The following is a 16,822-nucleotide window of genomic DNA, read 5'->3' as shown; positions in this document are numbered from 1 at the left end:
GAAGCGGGATGACAGGGGAAGGCCGTATGCGGGTGTGGCTGCTGTTGCTGGCGCTGATCGGCGTCGTGTTGTTCTACAACCTGGGCGGCAACCGCCTGGACGAGCAGATGGTCCGTGATTTCTACCAGCGCAGCGAACAGGCGTTGCTGGCGCAGGACGCCGAGGCGCTGTGCGCGATGCTGGCGGAGGACTTCCAGCAGACCGTCACCCTGCGGGTGGAATCGCAGGAGAAGCGCGAGACCGCCGACAAGCCGAAATACTGCCGCGACCTGTCGGCGTCGATGGAGCAGGTGCGCCGGCTGCAGGCGGCCATGGGCGGGCGCTCGCCGATCGAGTACAGGCAGACCGTGGTCAGCGTGACGCTGGCACCGGACAAGCGCTCGGCCGAAGTGGAGATGCGCTCCACCCTGGCGATGCCGGGCGTCCGCATGACCAGCCGCAACCGCGACACGGTGGTCCGCCAGCGCTGGAGGATGCTGGCCACGCGCAGCGAAGGCACGACCTGGATGGGACCGGCCTACCGCTGAAGCGGAACGGCCGGCCGGGCCACGCCGGGCAGGAACGTTGGCCGATTCCGGTTTGTGGGTGGGCGAGGCAGTGTGCGCGCTCGGCCGCAACCGACGGCATGCAGGTGTTTTCCATCCGTTTTCCATCGAGAGGAGTTTCGTTCATGCCCGCTTTCCCCGACGACATTGATCTGCAGGCGTTCTGGGAGGACAGCGACTACGCCCGCGGGAACGTCACCGGTGTGGCGCCGGACGATGACCTGGTCGCCTCGCTGGAAGCGGAACTGGGCTATCGCCTGCCGGCTTCCTACCTTGCCTTCATGCGCCGACACAACGGCGGCATCCCGCACAACTGCTGCTTCCCGACCGCGGAGGCGACTTCCTGGGCCGAGGATCACGTCGCCATCGCCGAGTTCCTCAGCATCGGCCGCGACAAGAGCTATTCCATCGGCGGCGAGCTGGGCAGCCGTTTCCATGTCGAGGAATGGGGCTATCCGGACCTGGGCGTGTACATCTGCAGCTGTCCCTCGGCGGGACACGACATGGTGGCCCTGGACTACCGCCGATGCGGCCCCGGGGGCGAGCCGCAGGTGGTGCATGTGGACCAGGAAGCCGACTATCGCGTCACCTTCCTGGCCGACGATTTCGAAAGCTTCGTGCGTGGGCTGGTGCCCGAGGATGCCTACGACACCTCGCTGGACGACTACGAGGACGGCCTGCTGGCGGTGACGCGCGGCGCCTTCTCGCCGGCGCTGGCGCCGCTGCTGGAAGATTTCGGGCCGCTGCCGCGCATCGCCGAGGCGATGCGCGCGCAGGCGTTGCGGATACTCGAGGAGAAGCGCCACTTCTTGTTGCATGGCGATCCCGGGTCGTGGCTGATGTACGACCTGCAGTTCTGGGTCTACCAGCGCCGCCATCGTGTCGAGGGGTGCGAGGACTATCTCCGGGACGAGGCCTACCCGGCGCTGGTCGCCATGGCCGACACCGGCTTCAGCACCGGCGGCCATGCCCCGGGCTTCGTCGCCGACTGGTTCGATGCGCGGCTCGCCGCGGGCGAACTGGTGCGGGGCGAGGGTGGCATCGCGTTCAGCGCCGCGCACGAAGCGAAGCTGCACGGACAGGCGCTGGCGCTGCTGGATGGCACCCACGGCGCCGCCTGAATCGGGCAGACTTCCCCGACATTCCAGCATTCCTCGCCATGTCCGGATTCCAGACCCGTCGCTACGACGTCTTCCTGTTCCTCGCCGCCCCCGACGCGCCGCCGCTCTGGCGGTGGGAGTCGTGGCAGCGGCTGGCGCCGGCGCTGGAACCGCTGATGCAGAGCCCGCGCGGACGCACCTCGCTGCGGATGACCCAGTTCCATGTGGACGATCGCGGAGGGGACAGCGTCCGTTTCGGGCAGCTGGGCTGGAACACCGCCTCGCACCGGAAATGGACGCATGGTTCGCCGCGGACGCTCGGCGCATCCGATGCCTGGGATTTCCATTGCGCCGGCGTCTGGTCGCCGGGACCGACGGTATGCGAGCGCGAGGACAATCCGCCCGACACCTATCTGACGATCACCAACGAAATCCGCGCCGGCATCGCCCGCGACGGCTGCCGGTTCGCCTACAGCCTGTTGTTGGCCCGCGCCTGCGATCTTCCGCACGAGGGAATGGACGCGGCGCTGGCGCTGTGCAGGGAGCTGACCCGGGCGGTACTGGCGGTGAAGATCCGGACGGCGTGGTCGCCGGCGTTTTCCGGCACCTCGATGAGCGACTGGGATGCTTTCGGCGCGCCCTACAGGGTCGGCAATCACCACGCTTCCCCCGATCCGCTTTCGGCGGGCATCCTGGAAGGGGATTGGACCGGGTTCTGAGGTTCCCGGAAGTTTCGCCCGGCTCGCAGGAGAAGGGCATGGCAGGTTGGAGGAAATCCCAGATGGAACCATCGGTCCGGATCGGACAGGTACTGGCAGGCAAGGCGGTGGCGTTCACCCGGCCGGGCAGCCGCAGCGCCATCGCCAAGCACCCGGTTCTCGGCCCGGCCTGGGTCGGCATGGAAGGCCTGGAGATCGACGAGCAGGGCGACCGCCGCGTCCACGGCGGGCCGGACAAGGCGATCCACCATTACCCTTTCGACCACTACCCCACGTGGCGTGCGGAACTGGGCGAACACGCGCTGCTGCTGCAGCCCGGGGCGTTCGGCGAGAACCTCAGCAGCGTCGGCATCACCGAAGCCCAGGTGTGCCTGGGCGACCGCTTCTCGCTCGGCGAGGCGGTGCTGGAAGTGTCGCAGTCGCGCCAGCCGTGCTGGAAGCTGTCGGACCGTTTCGCCGTCGCCGACATGGCGCGGCGGGTGCAGGACAGCGGTCGTACCGGCTGGTACTACCGGGTACTGCAGCCGGGGGCGATCCGGGCCGGCGACCTGCTGGAACTGCAGGCGCGGCCATACCCGCAGTGGTCGCTGGAGCGGCTGATCGGCGTGCTCTACCGGCGCACGCTGGAGCCGGCGCTGATCGAGGAGATCCTGGCGCTGCCGCTGGTGCCGTCCTGGCGGACCCTGTTCGAACGCCGGCTCGGCCAGCGGCAGGTGGAGAACTGGGACCGGCGCCTGCTCGGCGGCGACGCCTGAGGCGCGCCGGCCCTTGTCTGATGCAGGGGTAAACCGGTAGTTTGCGGCGATGAACACCGCACCCCTCCGTTTGCTGATCCACGGCGCTTCCGGCCGCATGGGCCAGGCGCTGCTGCGCCTGGCGGCCGAAGATCCTTCGCTCGATGTCGTGGCCGCGGTGGTCCGCCGCTCTCCCGCGCAGCGGGTGGTGGACGGGGTCCCGCATTTCGCCGCCACCGAGCTGGCCGGCACCCCGGCGTTCGACGTGGCGATCGACTTCAGCCTGCCGGAGGGCTTCGACCCGGTACTGGCCCTGTGCGTGCAGCGCGGCGCCGGTTTCGTTTCCGGCACCACCGGCATCGGCCCGGCGCAGCAGCAGGCGCTGGCCGCCGCCGCCGCCGGCATCCCGCTGGTGTGGGCCACCAACTTCAGCCTGGGCGTGGCGGTGCTGGCGGACCTGGTCGAGCGCGCCGCCGCGGCGCTGCCGGGCTGGGATTGCGACATCGTCGAATCCCACCACGTGCACAAGAAGGACGCCCCCTCGGGGACGGCGCTGACGCTGGGCGCGGCCGCGCAGGCGGGCGGCGCCGAGCCGCGCTATGCCAGCCTGCGTGCCGGCGACATCATCGGCGAGCACCTGGTGCAGTTCGCCGGGCCGGGCGAGCGCATCGAACTGGTGCACCGGGCCACCAACCGCGACATCTTCGCCCGCGGCGCACTGCACGCCGCCCGCCGGCTGCATGGCCGGCCGCCCGGCAGCTACCGGGTGCGCGACCTGGTCACCTAGCCGCGGCTGCGGCCCGGCGCGCGCCGGCATGGCCGGCAGCGCCTGTTCCGGTTTGTGAAAACCGGCCGCAAACGCATGCCGGCGCTGGCGCCGGGTCCGCCATGCCGCTACAATTCCCGCTCGCCGAATCACGTCAGCCGGACCGGTCCCGCACCGCCGTCCGCGCTTTTTTGCAACCGGTTTTTGCCGTGGGCGCAGGCGTGGCTTCGGAGTCCCCTCGGTAGCCAAAGTGAGATTCCCGTGACCCAAGCCGCAATCCTCGTGCTCGAAGACGGCACCGTATTCGAGGGCGAATCCGTAGGCGCGCCCGGCCTGTCCGTGGGTGAAGTGGTGTTCAACACCGCGATGACCGGCTATCAGGAAGTCCTGACCGATCCGTCCTACGCCCGGCAGATGGTCACCCTGACGTACCCGCATATCGGCAACACCGGCCTGACCGACCAGGACGACGAGGCCGCCAGGGTCTGGGCCGCCGGCCTGATCGTGCGCGACGTGCCGCGGCGCCCGAGCAGCTGGCGCAGCCAGGTGTCGCTGCAGGACTGGCTGACCGGCCGCGGCGTGGTCGCCATTTCCGGCATCGATACCCGCAAGCTGACCCGCCTGCTGCGCGAGCGCGGCGCCCAGAACGGCGCGCTGCTGGCCGCCGCGACGCCCGGGGAGCGGCTCGACGTGGAGCAGGCGCTGGAAGCGGCGCGCAAGTTCCCGGGCCTGAAGGGCATGGACCTGGCCAAGGTGGTCTCCACCGACAAGGCCTACCCGTGGAAGGACGGCCAGCTGGACCTGGACCGCAACGCGTTCGTGCAGGCCGCGCCGAAGTACAAGGTGGTCGCCTACGACTTCGGCGTGAAGCTCAACATCCTGCGCATGCTGGCCGAGCGCGGCTGCGACATCACCGTGGTGCCGGCGCAGACCCCGGCCGCGGAAGTGCTGGCGATGAATCCGGACGGCGTGTTCCTGTCCAACGGCCCGGGCGATCCGGAGCCGTGCGACTACGCCATCGCCGCCATCCGAGAGTTCGTGGCGAAGAAGATCCCGCTGTTCGGCATCTGCCTGGGCCACCAGCTGCTGGGCCTGGCGGTCGGCGCGAAGACGATGAAGATGGGCCACGGCCACCATGGCGCCAACCATCCGGTGCAGGACCTGGACGGTGGCCGGGTGATGATCACCTCGCAGAACCACGGCTTCGCGGTGGACGAAGCGACCCTGCCGGACAACGTGCGGGTGACCCACCGCTCGCTGTTCGACGGCACCAACCAGGGCATCGCCCTGACCGACGCACCGGCGTTCTCGTTCCAGGGCCACCCGGAAGCCTCGCCGGGACCGCACGACGTCGCGCCGCTGTTCGACCGCTTCATCGGCCTGATGGCCGGGACCCGGGCATGAAGGCAGCGCGCGCCTTCGCAGCCGCCGCGTTGCTCGCCACCGGCGCGGCCTGCGCCGCACCGGCCTCGGAAGCCGGCGTCGGCGCATTGATGGAACGCCTGGGCCTGGACCTGGCCAGCGTGGAGGCCGCCAACGATATCGCCGCCAGCGTGCCAGAGTTCGCAGGGCTCGACGATGCCCGGCGGCAATGCGTGCAAGCGCCGCTGCAGAAGCTGATGGTGCAGTACGGGCGGCAGATATTCATGCATGGCCTGGGCGACAACGGCGCGGAACATGTCGAACAGTGGAACGCGTTCCTGCAGACGCCGATCGGCGTGCGGATGGCCGAGGTGACCCGGGCCGGCATGCAGCAAGGGGCGATCCTGGGGGTTCCGCCGGACATGACCCCGCAGGAAAGGGAGCAGGTGGACGCCTTCGCGCGGAGCGAGGCCTTCGCCAGCCTCGCCAGCGGGTTCGACCAGGTATTGCCGATGGCGCCGGAGAGCGTGGAGTTGCTGGTCGCGGAGCTGGAACAGCAATGCGGCGTAAGCGTATCCCCCGAGATTTTTTCCTGATCGACAGCGTGCGATCACTCCCCCCAGACACGCTGTACTGACTTAGAGAAGAAAATGCCCAAGCGCACCGATCTGAAAACCATCCTCATCATTGGCGCCGGTCCGATCGTGATCGGCCAGGCCTGCGAGTTCGACTATTCCGGCGCGCAGGCGTGCAAGGCGCTGCGCGACGAGGGTTACCGCGTGGTGCTGGTCAACTCCAACCCGGCCACGATCATGACCGACCCGGAGATGGCCGACGCGGTCTACATCGAGCCGATCAACTGGCAGACGGTCGAGAAGATCATCGCCAAGGAAAAGCCCGATGCGCTGCTGCCGACCATGGGCGGGCAAACCGCGCTGAACTGCGCGCTGGACCTGGCCGACCACGGCGTGCTGGAGAAGTACGGGGTCGAACTGATCGGCGCCAAGCGCGAGGCGATCCGCATGGCCGAGGACCGCGAGCTGTTCCGCGTGGCGATGGGCGAGATCGGCCTGGAATGCCCGAAGGCGGAAGTGGCGCATACCCTCGAGGAAGCGCTCGATATCCAGACCCGGGTCGGCTACCCGACCATCATCCGCCCGTCCTTCACCCTGGGCGGCAGCGGCGGCGGCATCGCCTACAACCGCGAAGAGTTGATCGAGATCGTCAACCGCGGCCTGGAACTGTCGCCGACCACCGAAGTGCTGGTCGAAGAATCGGTGCTGGGCTGGAAGGAATTCGAGATGGAGGTGGTGCGCGACACCGCCGACAACTGCATCATCGTCTGCTCGATCGAGAACCTCGACCCGATGGGCGTGCACACCGGCGACTCGATCACCGTGGCCCCGGCGCAGACCCTGACCGACAAGGAATACCAGCGCCTGCGCGATGCCTCCATCGCCGTGCTGCGCAAGATCGGCGTGGATACCGGCGGCTCCAACGTGCAGTTCGGCATCAGCCCGACCACCGGCCGCGTGGTGGTGATCGAGATGAACCCGCGCGTGTCGCGTTCCTCGGCGCTGGCCTCCAAGGCCACCGGCTTCCCGATCGCCAAGGTCGCGGCCAAGCTGGCGGTGGGCTACACCCTGGACGAACTGAAGAACGAGATCACCGGCGGCCTGACCCCGGCCTCGTTCGAGCCGTCGATCGACTACGTCGTCACCAAGATCCCGCGCTTCGCGTTCGAGAAGTTCCCGGCCGCCGACGCGCGCCTGACCACGCAGATGAAGTCGGTGGGCGAGGTGATGGCGATGGGCCGCACCTTCCAGGAATCGCTGCAGAAGGCGCTGCGCGGGCTGGAGACCGGCAAGATCGGGCTCGACCCGACCGGGCTGGACCTGGAGAACGAGGACGATCTGACCACGCTCAAGCGCGAGCTGAAGGCGCCGGGTCCGGAGCGCCTGTTCTACGTCGGCGACGCCTTCCGCGCCGGTTTCAGCGTGGACGAGGTGCACGCGCTGTCGTACATCGACCCGTGGTTCCTGGACCAGGTCGAGGAGATCGTCCAGGCCGAACAGCAGGTCGCCGCCGAAGGCATCGACGCGCTCGACGCCGCGCGCCTGCGCAAGCTCAAGCGCGCCGGCTTCTCCGACGCGCGCCTGGCGCAGCTGACCGGCACCAACGAGGCGGCGGTCCGCGCCCTGCGCCGCGCGCACAAGGTGCGCCCGGTCTACAAGCGCGTGGACTCGTGCGCGGCCGAGTTCGCGACCAGCACCGCCTACCTGTACTCGACCTACGAGGACGAGTGCGAGGCGCAGCCGACCGACCGCGACAAGATCATGATCCTCGGCGGCGGCCCCAACCGCATCGGCCAGGGCATCGAGTTCGACTACTGCTGCGTGCATGCCGCGCTCGCCCTGCGCGAAGACGGCTATGAAACCATCATGGTCAACTGCAACCCGGAGACCGTCTCCACCGACTACGACACCTCCGACCGCCTGTACTTCGAGCCGCTGACGCTGGAGGACGTGCTGGAGATCGTCGAGCTGGAGCAGCCCAAGGGCGTGATCGTGCAGTACGGCGGGCAGACCCCGCTGAAGCTGGCGCGCGCGCTGGAGGCCAACGGCGTGCCGGTGATCGGCACCTCGCCGGACTCCATCGACCTGGCCGAGGACCGCGAGCGCTTCCAGCAGCTGGTCGACAAGCTGGGCCTGAAGCAGCCGCCGAACCGCATCGCCCGCAACGACCAGGAAGCGCTGCTGCTGGCGCGCGAGATTGGCTACCCGCTGGTGGTGCGCCCGAGCTACGTGCTCGGCGGCCGCGCGATGGAGATCGTCTACGGCGAGGCCGACCTGGCGCGCTACGTGCGCGATGCGGTCAAGGTCTCGAACGATTCGCCGGTGCTGCTGGACCGCTTCCTCGACAACGCGGTCGAAGTGGACGTGGACATCATCGCCGACAGGGACGGCAACGTGCTGATCGGCGGGGTGATGGAGCACATCGAGGAAGCCGGCGTGCATTCGGGCGATTCGTCCTGCTCGCTGCCGCCGTACTCGCTGTCGGCCGCCACCCAGGCCGAGCTGCGCCGCCAGGTGGTCGAGCTGGCCAAGGCGCTGAACGTGGTCGGGCTGATGAACACCCAGTTCGCGATCCAGGTCGGCGACGACGGCAACGACATCGTCTACCTGCTGGAAGTGAACCCGCGCGCCTCGCGCACGGTGCCGTTCGTGTCCAAGGCCACCGGCGTGGCGCTGGCCAAGATCGCCGCCCGCTGCATGGCCGGCAAGACCCTGGCCGAGCAGGGCGCTACCCGCGAGGTGGTGCCGGACTACTACTCGGTGAAGGAGGCGATCTTTCCGTTCGCCAAGTTCCAGGGCGTGGACCCGATCCTGGGGCCGGAGATGCGCTCCACCGGCGAGGTGATGGGCGTGGGCCGCAGTTTCGGCGCCGCCTTCGCGCGCGCGCAGGAGGCCGGCGGCATCAAGACGCCGCCGCTGGGCAAGGCGTTCGTGTCGGTGCGCGACCCGGACAAGCAGCGCGTGCTGCCGGTGGCGCAGGCGCTGGTCGAGCGCGGCTACACCCTGGTCGCCACCCGCGGCACCGGCGCCTGGCTGCAGCAGCACGGGCTCGAGTGCGAGATCGTCAACAAGGTGGTCGAGGGCCGGCCGCACATCGTCGACCTGATCAAGAACGGCGAGATCGTGTATATCGTCAACACCACCGAAGGCCGCGCCGCGATCAACGACTCGTTCTCGATCCGCCGCGAGGCGCTGCAGCAGCGCGTCACCTATTCGACCACCATCGCCGGCGCCAAGGCGCTGGTGCATTCATTGGAATTCCGCGGCACCGGCCCGGTCTGGGCGCTGCAGGAACTGCACAAGGAGTTGAACGCATGAGGGCACCGATCACCGCCAAGGGCGCACAGCGCCTGCGCGAGGAACTCGACCACCTGAAATCGGTCAAGCGTCCGGAGGTGATCGCCGCGATCGCCGAGGCGCGCGATCACGGCGATCTCAAGGAGAACGCCGAATACCACGCCGCGCGCGAGCAGCAGGGCTTCATCGAAGGCCGCATCAAGCAGCTGGAAGGCGAGCTGTCGCATGCCGAGGTCATCGACATCAGCAAGCTCAACGCCGGCAGCAAGGTGGTGTTCGGCGCCACCGTGACCCTGGCCGACGTCGACAGCGACGAAGAGAAGCGCTACCAGCTGGTCGGCGACCTGGAAGCCGACATCAAGCAGGGCCTGATCGCGATCTCCTCGCCGGTCGCGCGCGCCCTGATCGGCAAGCAGGAGGGCGACACGATCGTGATCGACGCCCCCGCCGGGCAGCGCGAGTACGAAATCGTCAGCGTCCAGTACATCGGCTGACGCATGGCCACGGCGACGCTGTTGCTGCCGGCGCGCAGCCGGTTCCCGGCGGCGGCGTTGCCCGAGGACGTGGCCCGGGCGCTGGGCCGGGCCGACCGCCAGCGCCTGGAGGAGGGCGGGCGCACGCAGCTGCGCCGTCATTTCAGCCTGACGCCGGACCATTGGCCGGTGGCGGCGCTGACCCGCCAGCTGGACGTGGGCGATGCCGAAGGCGCCAGCTGGCTGCGGGTCGATCCGGCCTACGTGGTGCCGGACATGCAGGGCGCGCGGATGATGGGGCACGGCGAAACGCTGGCGCCCACCGCCGAGGACGCGGCCGCGCTGCTGCCGGCGCTCAAGCCGCTGTTCGGCGATGCCGGTTTCCTGCTGGACGCGCCGGTGCCCTCGCGCTGGTACCTGCGCTTGCCGCTGGAAGCGAAACTGCCCGATTTCGCCGAGCCGGACGAGGTACTCGGCGACGATCTGTTCGGGTACCTGCCCGAAGGCGACCTGGGCCGCCGCTGGCGCGCCCTGCTGACCGAGGCGCAGGTGCTGCTGCACCAGCATCCATGGAACAGCGGGCGCATCGCGCAGGGCAAGCCGGCGATCAACTCGCTGTGGTTCTGGGGCGGCGGCCGCCTGCCGCACGCGGTGACCTCGCCGCACGTGCAGGTGCGCAGCCGCGATCCGCTGCTGCGGGCGCTGGCCAGGGCCGTCGGCGCCGATGTCGACGACCGGCAGCAGGTCGATGCACTGGTCGACCTGCGCCAGCTGCGTTCGCTCGACCAGCTGGGCGGCGACGCGATCCGGCCGTTGCTGGCCGCCATCGCCCGTGGCGAGCTGGACCGGCTGCTGCTGGACTTCGCCGACGGCACCCGCTACGCCATCGACCGCGGACAGCGCTGGCGCTTCTGGCGCCGGCCGGTCGCGGCCCTGTCGGATGATTGAGTCGCCGCGGATCGTGCGGCGCGAGGTCGCCGAGCCCGGCGACTGGCCGCCCGGCAGCCTGCCGCTGCTGCAGCGGATCTACGCCGCGCGCGGTGCCGCCGATCCGGCGCAGGCGCAGCCGAAACTGGCGCAGCTGCACGCCCCCGAGCTGCTGGGCAACATGCAGGCGGCGGTGGAACTGCTGGCCGCGGCGATCACCGGCCAGCAGCGGATCCTGGTGGTGGGCGATTTCGACTGCGACGGCGCCACCGCCTGCACGGTGGGCGTGCGCGGCCTGCGCATGCTCGGCGCGACCGACGTGGTCCATGCCGTGCCCAACCGCATGGTGCACGGCTACGGCCTGTCGCCGGCGCTGGTGGAAGAGCTGGCATCGCTGCGGCCGCAGCTGCTGGTCACCGTGGACCACGGCATCGCCTGCCATGCCGGCGTCGCCGCGGCCAAGGCGCAGGGCTGGCAGGTGCTGGTCACCGACCACCACCTGCCGGGCGAGCGGCTGCCGCCGGCCGATGCCATCGTCGACCCCAACATCGAGGGCGACGGTTTCCCGAGCAAGTCGCTGGCCGGCGTCGGCGTGATCTTCTACGTGCTGATGGCGCTGCGCCGGCACCTGCGGCTGCAGGGCGCGTTCGCCGGCAGCCCCGAGCCCGACCTGATGACCCTGCTGGACCTGGTCGCGGTCGGCACCGTGGCCGACCTGGTGCCGCTGGACGGCAACAACCGGGCGCTGGTGGCGGCCGGCCTGCGTCGCCTGCGCAACGGGCAGGGCTGCGTCGGGCTGCGGGCGCTGATCGAGGCCAGCGGCCGCGACCCGCGGCGGTTGAGCGCCAGCGACATCGGCTTCGCGCTGGCGCCGCGGCTCAATGCCGCCGGCCGCCTGGAGGACATGGCGCTGGGCATCGAACTGCTGCTCACCGAGGACGCTGCGCAGGCACGCGAGATCGCCGCGACGCTGGAGCAGATCAACGCCGAACGGCGGGCCGTGCAGCAGCTGATGACCGACGATGCCGAGGCCGTGGTGGCGCGCGCGATGCTGTCGGCCGAAGGCGAGCGGCCGCTTGTGGCCTGCCTGTTCGATCCGGAATGGCATCCGGGCGTGGTCGGGCTGGTGGCGTCGAAGATGAAGGAGCGGCTGCACCGGCCGGTGGTCGCCTTCGCGCCGGCCGAGCCCGGCAGCGATTCGCTGCGCGGTTCCGCCCGCTCGATTCCCGGCTTCCACATCCGCGATGCGCTGGCCGCGGTCAATGCGCGCCATCCCGGGCTGATGGACAAGTTCGGCGGCCATGCGATGGCGGCCGGGTTGAGCCTGCCGCGCACCTGTCTTGCCGCGTTCGAGCAGGCATTCGCCGAAGTGGCGCAGGCCCTGCTGGACCCGGCCCTGCTGCAGCAGCAGGTGCTGACCGACGGCGAGCTGGCGCCCGGCGAGCTGGACTTCGTCCATGCCGAGGCGCTGCGGCTGGCCGGCCCGTGGGGGCAGGGGTTTCCCGAGCCGCTGTTCGATGGCTGCTTCGAGGTACTGCAGTGGCGGGTGCTGAAGGAGCGCCACCTCAAGCTCGAACTGCGCTGCCCGGGGCGGGCGGCCCCGCTCAACGCCATCCATTTCGGCGGCTGGACCGGCAACGCGCCGGCATCGCGGGTGCATATCGCCTACCGGCTGGTGGGTGACGACTATCGCGGCGGCCAGGCCGTGCAGCTGATCGTGGAGACCCTGCAGGCGGCCGGCTGAAGCCGGCGCCGGGCATGCCGGCACCGGGGCGGACGCCTTACTGGCGTTGCACCAGCAGGCGGTAGTTGCCGGTTGCGGCGGGATCGACGCTGTAGGCGGCCAGCACGTAGCTGCCGGCCTCCAGTTCCAGCTCCAGTTCCCGCGCCGGGGCGGGAACTTCGTCGTTGTCGTCCTTGAGGCCCAGCTGCACGCCGTCGCGCATCAGCGTTACCAGGCCAGCGATGCTGGAGGAGCTCATGCCGATCAGGTAGCGGCCCTTGCGCGGGATGTCCAGCGTGTACAGGTCGCGGATGCCGGGCTGCAGGATGGCGCTGTGCTCGCGACCGGGTTTCAGCACCGGGCGACCGCCATCGGAAGCCGGCGCGGCACGGGACGTCAACTGGAAGAGACCGTTGCGGCTGCCCAGGGTCGTGACCCTGACGTTGTAGCGGCCTGGTTCCAGTACCGCGGAAAGAAGCGGGTCGAAGTCGCCGCCGCTGTCTGCGTCGTCCAGCACGATGCCTTCGCCTTCCAGTCGCAGCGAAGTGTCGAGCTCGCTGCTGCCCTGCAGCCAGACGCGCTGCCGTTCCGGCACGGCGAGCACGAAGTAGCGCAATCCCTCTGCCTCGAGGAAACCATGGACGGTGCCGGGAAGGGGCAGTTCCGTGCCGTCTTCCAGTGCCAGCCCGGCAGGCAGCGGATCGCGCTGCACGGCCAGATCGAAGAAGCCGCTGTCGTCGGAATGGGGCGAAGCGATGAGCGAGTAGCGACCCGGCTGCAACGGCACCTTCAGCCGCGCATCGGTGTTGTCGCCGCCATTGTCTTCATACAGCTCCGTGCCGTTGCCGCTGAGATGCAGCCGGGCATCGAGTTCGTCCGACTTCATGGACAGGGTGAACAGCCCGGGTTCGTCCACCTGCAGGGCGTAGCTCTGCGGTCCGCCGACCAGCCAGTCGGTGATGCGTGCGCCCGCGGTCAGCGGTTCGCCGCTGTAGGCGGGCACCGGCTCGACGGAAAGGCGGAACGGCCCGAACGCGTGGGCGTCGGCGCCATTGATCGCGACCAGGTAGCGGTCGGCGCGATCGGCGCGCAGGGCGAGGCGTGCGATGCCGTTGTCGCCGGCGCTGGCACGGGCGACCAGCCTGCCGTTCCGGAACACGGTGATGGTGCCGTCCAGCGCGCCGTCCATCTTCAGCGACACCATCTGGCCGGCGGCCAGCGGCAGGACGAACCGTTGGCTGCGACTGCCGTCGCTGTGGTTCAGCGGCGTGGCCGGGGTGATTTCGCCAGGGAACTCGCCCTGGGCGCTGATCTTGCGTGCGCCGGGAGCGGCGTTCGCCGCAGCGGCAAGGGCAAGGGCCAGCACGCCTGCTGCGAGGTGCTTCACTATCGAAATCCTTGTGGAAAACCTGGGAAGGAATGGGGGAACGCCATCGGTTTCCACGGCACCGGTGCCGATGGCCGGCGCATGATACCGACGCGGCTAGGTGCCCGTCCCGGCCGCCGTCTTCGCCGCGCCGCCGCCGGATGCGGTTCCGCGATGCCGTTGGGCCTTGCGCAGCCGTGCCCGGCAGGCCGTGTCGATCCGGCCCGGGCCGGCGGCCTGCGGGGGCTGCGGGGCGCTGTACGGATGCTAGAATTGCAGTCTTGATTTCCAGAAAGACCCGCCATGATCGAACTCAATCCAGTCCGCCAGCGAATCGCCGATCTGACCGATCGCGTGGTCTCGCTCAGGGGGTATCTTTGACTACGACGTCAAGAAAGAACGTCTGGAAGAAGTAACCCGCGAACTCGAAAACCCCGATATCTGGAACAACCCCGAGTACGCCCAGCAACTGGGCCGCGAGCGCTCGCTCCTGGACAAGACCGTCAGCGGCATCGCCAGCGTGCTCGACGGCCTGGGCGAGGCCGGCGAACTGCTGGAACTGGCCGAAAGCGAGCAGGACGAGGACACCGCGCTGGCGGTGGTCGCCGACCTCGACAGCTACCAGGCGCACATCGAGAAGCTCGAGTTCCAGCGCATGTTCTCCGGCGAGATGGACAGCGCCAGCGCCTTCGTCGACATCCAGGCCGGTGCCGGCGGCACCGAGGCCCAGGACTGGGCGGAAATGATGCTGCGCATGTACCTGCGCTGGTGCGAGTCGCGCGGCTGGAAGGCCGAGCTGCTGGAAGTCTCCGGCGGCGAAGTGGCCGGCATCAAGTCCGCCACCTTCCGCGTCGAGGGCGACTTCGCCTACGGCTGGCTGAAGACCGAGACCGGCGTGCACCGGCTGGTGCGCAAGTCGCCGTTCGACTCGGACAACCGCCGCCACACCAGCTTCACCTCGGTGTTCGTGTCGCCGGAAGTCGACGACAACATCGACATCCAGATCAACCCGGCCGACCTGAAGACCGACGTGTACCGCTCCTCCGGCGCCGGCGGCCAGCACGTCAACAAGACCGAGTCGGCGGTGCGCATCACCCACGTGCCCAGCGGCATCGTGGTGGCCTGCCAGACCGAGCGCAGCCAGCACGCCAACCGCGACCGCGCGATGAAGATGCTGGCGGCCAAGCTGTACGAGCTGGAGATCCAGAAGCGCAACGCCGAGAAGGACGCGGTGGAGGCGACCAAGTCCGACATCGGCTGGGGCAGCCAGATCCGCAACTATGTGCTCGACCAGAGCCGGATCAAGGACCTGCGCACCGGCATCGAGCGCACCGACACCCAGAAGGTGCTCGACGGCGACCTGGACGAGTTCGTCGAGGCCAGCCTCAAGTCCGGCCTGGAAGTCGGCTCCAAACGCATCGACGCGTAAACGCCTCGCCTTGCCCTGTGTAGAGCGGAGCTTGCTCCGCTGCGGTTTTCCCGATCGAGAGCAGCCGAGCAGGCTCGGCTCTACCAGAAACTTCCCCACGTTATCGAAATCACCGCCATGACCGACCACACCGCCACGCCCACGCCCGCCGACGAGAACAGCCTGATCGCCGAGCGTCGCGCGAAACTCAAGGCGTTGCGCGAGCAGGGCATCGCCTATCCCAACGATTTCCGCCGCGAGCAGTTCGCCGGCCAGCTGCAGGCCGAATACGCCGATGCGGAGAAGTGGACCGCCGAGGCACTGGAGGGCGACGGCCGCCGGGTGAAGATGGCCGGCCGGCTGATGGCCAAGCGGGTGATGGGCAAGGCCAGCTTCGCCCAGATCCAGGACGAGTCCGGCCGCATCCAGCTGTTCCTGCAGGGCAACGCCCTGGGCGATGCCTACACCGCGTTCAAGGGCTGGGACGTGGGCGACATCGTCGCCGTCGAAGGCGGCCTGACCCGCACCCGGACCGGCGAACTGTCGATCAAGGTCGATGCGATCCGCCTGCTGACCAAGTCGCTGCGGCCGCTGCCGGACAAGTGGCACGGCCTGGCCGATGTCGAGCAGCGCTACCGCCAGCGCTACGTCGACCTGATCGTGACCCCGGAATCGCGCGAGGTGTTCATCAAGCGCTCCAGGATCATCCGCGCCATGCGCGCCTGGCTGGACGCGCGCGACTTCCTCGAAGTCGAGACGCCGATGATGCATTACATCCCCGGCGGCGCCACGGCCAAGCCGTTCACCACCCACCACAACGCGCTGGACCTGGACCTGTACCTGCGCGTGGCCCCGGAGCTGTACCTCAAGCGGCTGGTGGTCGGCGGGCTGGAGCGCGTCTACGAGATCAACCGCAACTTCCGCAACGAGGGCGTGAGCACCCGCCACAACCCGGAATTCACCATGATGGAGTTGTACGAGGCCTACGCCACGTACAACGAGGTGATGGACCTGACCGAAGGCGTGATCCGCGACGTCGCGCAGCAGGTGCTGGGTACCACGGAAGTGGAATGGGACGGCGCGAAGATCGACCTCGGCCCGGCCTTCCGCCGCTGGCGCATGGACGAGGCGGTGCGCCACCACAACCCGGAAATCAGCGAGGCCGACTGCACCGACCGCGAGGCGCTGCTGCGCCATTGCGAACGGCTGAAGATCAAGGTCAAGCCGTCCTATGGCTGGGGCAAGCTGCTGCTGGAGATCTTCGAGGCGACGGTGGAACACACCCTGATCCAGCCGACCTTCATCACCGACCATCCGGTCGAGGTCTCGCCGCTGGCCCGCGCCAGCGACAGCGAGCCGGGCTACACCGACCGCTTCGAGCTGTTCATCAACGGCAAGGAACTGGCCAACGGCTTCTCCGAGTTGAACGACCCGGAGGACCAGGCCGCGCGTTTCCAGGCCCAGGTCGAGGCCAAGGAGGGCGGCGACGACGAGGCCATGCACTACGACGCCGACTACATCCGGGCGCTGGAATACGGCATGGCCCCGACCGGCGGCCTGGGCATCGGCATCGATCGCCTGGTGATGCTGCTGACCGGCAGCAGCTCGATCCGCGACGTGCTGCTGTTCCCCTACATGCGTCCGGAAAACTGAGCCGCGCCGGTCGGTCCGCTCGCCGTGATGTTGCAGCGGCGAAGCGGTCCGGCCCCGTTGCCGGGCGGTGCGAACCGACGGCAGCGGCTCATGCGCCGTGTGGCATTGCCTGCTTCCGGCAGGTCCGTAGTGCCCGGGCGACCGGCACGGTGCCGGGGACGGCCGGCATGCGAC

At 69.2% G+C, this 16,822-nt stretch carries 14 protein-coding genes; 13 read left to right on the top strand and 1 reads right to left on the bottom strand.

Going from position 1 to position 16,822, the window contains the following annotated elements; genetic code table 11:
- Window positions 1–26: 26 nt before the first annotated feature.
- The 11 genes from OK345_RS09270 to recJ all read left to right on the top strand — a co-directional run bounded on the left by OK345_RS09270 (window position 27) and on the right by recJ (window position 12,242).
- Window positions 27–527, top strand: a complete 501-nt coding sequence (locus OK345_RS09270) for a nuclear transport factor 2 family protein (RefSeq protein WP_265127682.1) — start codon at window positions 27–29, stop codon at window positions 525–527.
- A gap of 143 nt (window positions 528–670) precedes the next feature.
- Complete coding sequence (locus OK345_RS09265) at window positions 671–1,666, top strand: SMI1/KNR4 family protein (protein ID WP_265127681.1); 996 nt, start codon at window positions 671–673, stop codon at window positions 1,664–1,666.
- A gap of 38 nt (window positions 1,667–1,704) precedes the next feature.
- Window positions 1,705–2,364, top strand: coding sequence for a hypothetical protein (locus OK345_RS09260; protein ID WP_265127680.1), 660 nt, complete (start codon window positions 1,705–1,707; stop codon window positions 2,362–2,364).
- Between the two features lie 38 nt (window positions 2,365–2,402).
- On the top strand, window positions 2,403–3,119 hold the full coding sequence (locus OK345_RS09255; RefSeq protein ID WP_425510959.1) for an MOSC domain-containing protein: 717 nt from the start codon (window positions 2,403–2,405) through the stop codon (window positions 3,117–3,119).
- A gap of 49 nt (window positions 3,120–3,168) precedes the next feature.
- Window positions 3,169–3,885 (top strand): 4-hydroxy-tetrahydrodipicolinate reductase, encoded by a 717-nt coding sequence (gene dapB / locus OK345_RS09250; protein WP_265127678.1) that lies wholly within the window; start codon window positions 3,169–3,171, stop codon window positions 3,883–3,885.
- Between the two features lie 240 nt (window positions 3,886–4,125).
- The gene (gene carA / locus OK345_RS09245; protein ID WP_265127677.1) at window positions 4,126–5,268 is read left to right on the top strand and encodes a glutamine-hydrolyzing carbamoyl-phosphate synthase small subunit; all 1,143 of its coding nucleotides are present in this window, start codon (window positions 4,126–4,128) and stop codon (window positions 5,266–5,268) included.
- Window positions 5,265–5,822 (top strand): hypothetical protein, encoded by a 558-nt coding sequence (locus OK345_RS09240; protein WP_265127676.1) that lies wholly within the window; start codon window positions 5,265–5,267, stop codon window positions 5,820–5,822. Before carA ends, OK345_RS09240 begins: the two co-directional genes overlap by 4 nt.
- Window positions 5,823–5,876: 54 nt before the next feature.
- A complete protein-coding gene (carB, locus tag OK345_RS09235; protein ID WP_265127675.1) occupies window positions 5,877–9,119 on the top strand; it encodes a carbamoyl-phosphate synthase large subunit in 3,243 nt (1,080 codons plus the stop codon).
- Window positions 9,116–9,592, top strand: coding sequence for a transcription elongation factor GreA (greA, locus tag OK345_RS09230; protein WP_265127674.1), 477 nt, complete (start codon window positions 9,116–9,118; stop codon window positions 9,590–9,592). Before carB ends, greA begins: the two co-directional genes overlap by 4 nt.
- A 3-nt stretch (window positions 9,593–9,595) precedes the next feature.
- Entirely contained in the window at window positions 9,596–10,519 is a 924-nt protein-coding gene (locus OK345_RS09225; RefSeq protein ID WP_265127673.1) for a phosphoglycerate mutase, read from the top strand.
- On the top strand, window positions 10,512–12,242 hold the full coding sequence (gene recJ / locus OK345_RS09220) for a single-stranded-DNA-specific exonuclease RecJ (RefSeq protein ID WP_265127672.1): 1,731 nt from the start codon (window positions 10,512–10,514) through the stop codon (window positions 12,240–12,242). Before OK345_RS09225 ends, recJ begins: the two co-directional genes overlap by 8 nt.
- Before the next feature lie 37 nt (window positions 12,243–12,279).
- On the opposite strand, the gene OK345_RS09215 is transcribed toward recJ, so the two are convergent.
- Window positions 12,280–13,608, bottom strand: a complete 1,329-nt coding sequence (locus OK345_RS09215) for a hypothetical protein (protein ID WP_265127671.1) — start codon at window positions 13,606–13,608, stop codon at window positions 12,280–12,282.
- Between the two features lie 282 nt (window positions 13,609–13,890).
- Here OK345_RS09215 and prfB point away from each other — a divergent pair.
- A protein-coding gene (gene prfB / locus OK345_RS09210; RefSeq protein WP_265127670.1) for a peptide chain release factor 2 occupies window positions 13,891–15,016 on the top strand; the annotation gives its coding sequence in 2 pieces (ribosomal slippage) (window positions 13,891–13,965 and window positions 13,967–15,016; 1,125 coding nt in all).
- Window positions 15,017–15,133: 117 nt separating this feature from the next.
- On the top strand, window positions 15,134–16,648 hold the full coding sequence (gene lysS, locus OK345_RS09205; protein WP_265127669.1) for a lysine--tRNA ligase: 1,515 nt from the start codon (window positions 15,134–15,136) through the stop codon (window positions 16,646–16,648).
- Window positions 16,649–16,822 lie beyond the last annotated feature (174 nt).

The organism is Xanthomonas chitinilytica (assembly GCF_026107455.2).
GTDB classification, from domain to species: domain Bacteria; phylum Pseudomonadota; class Gammaproteobacteria; order Xanthomonadales; family Xanthomonadaceae; genus Stenotrophomonas; species Stenotrophomonas chitinilytica.
Note: the sequence above shows the minus strand (reverse complement) of the source record. Positions and strands in the feature narration are given on the sequence as shown.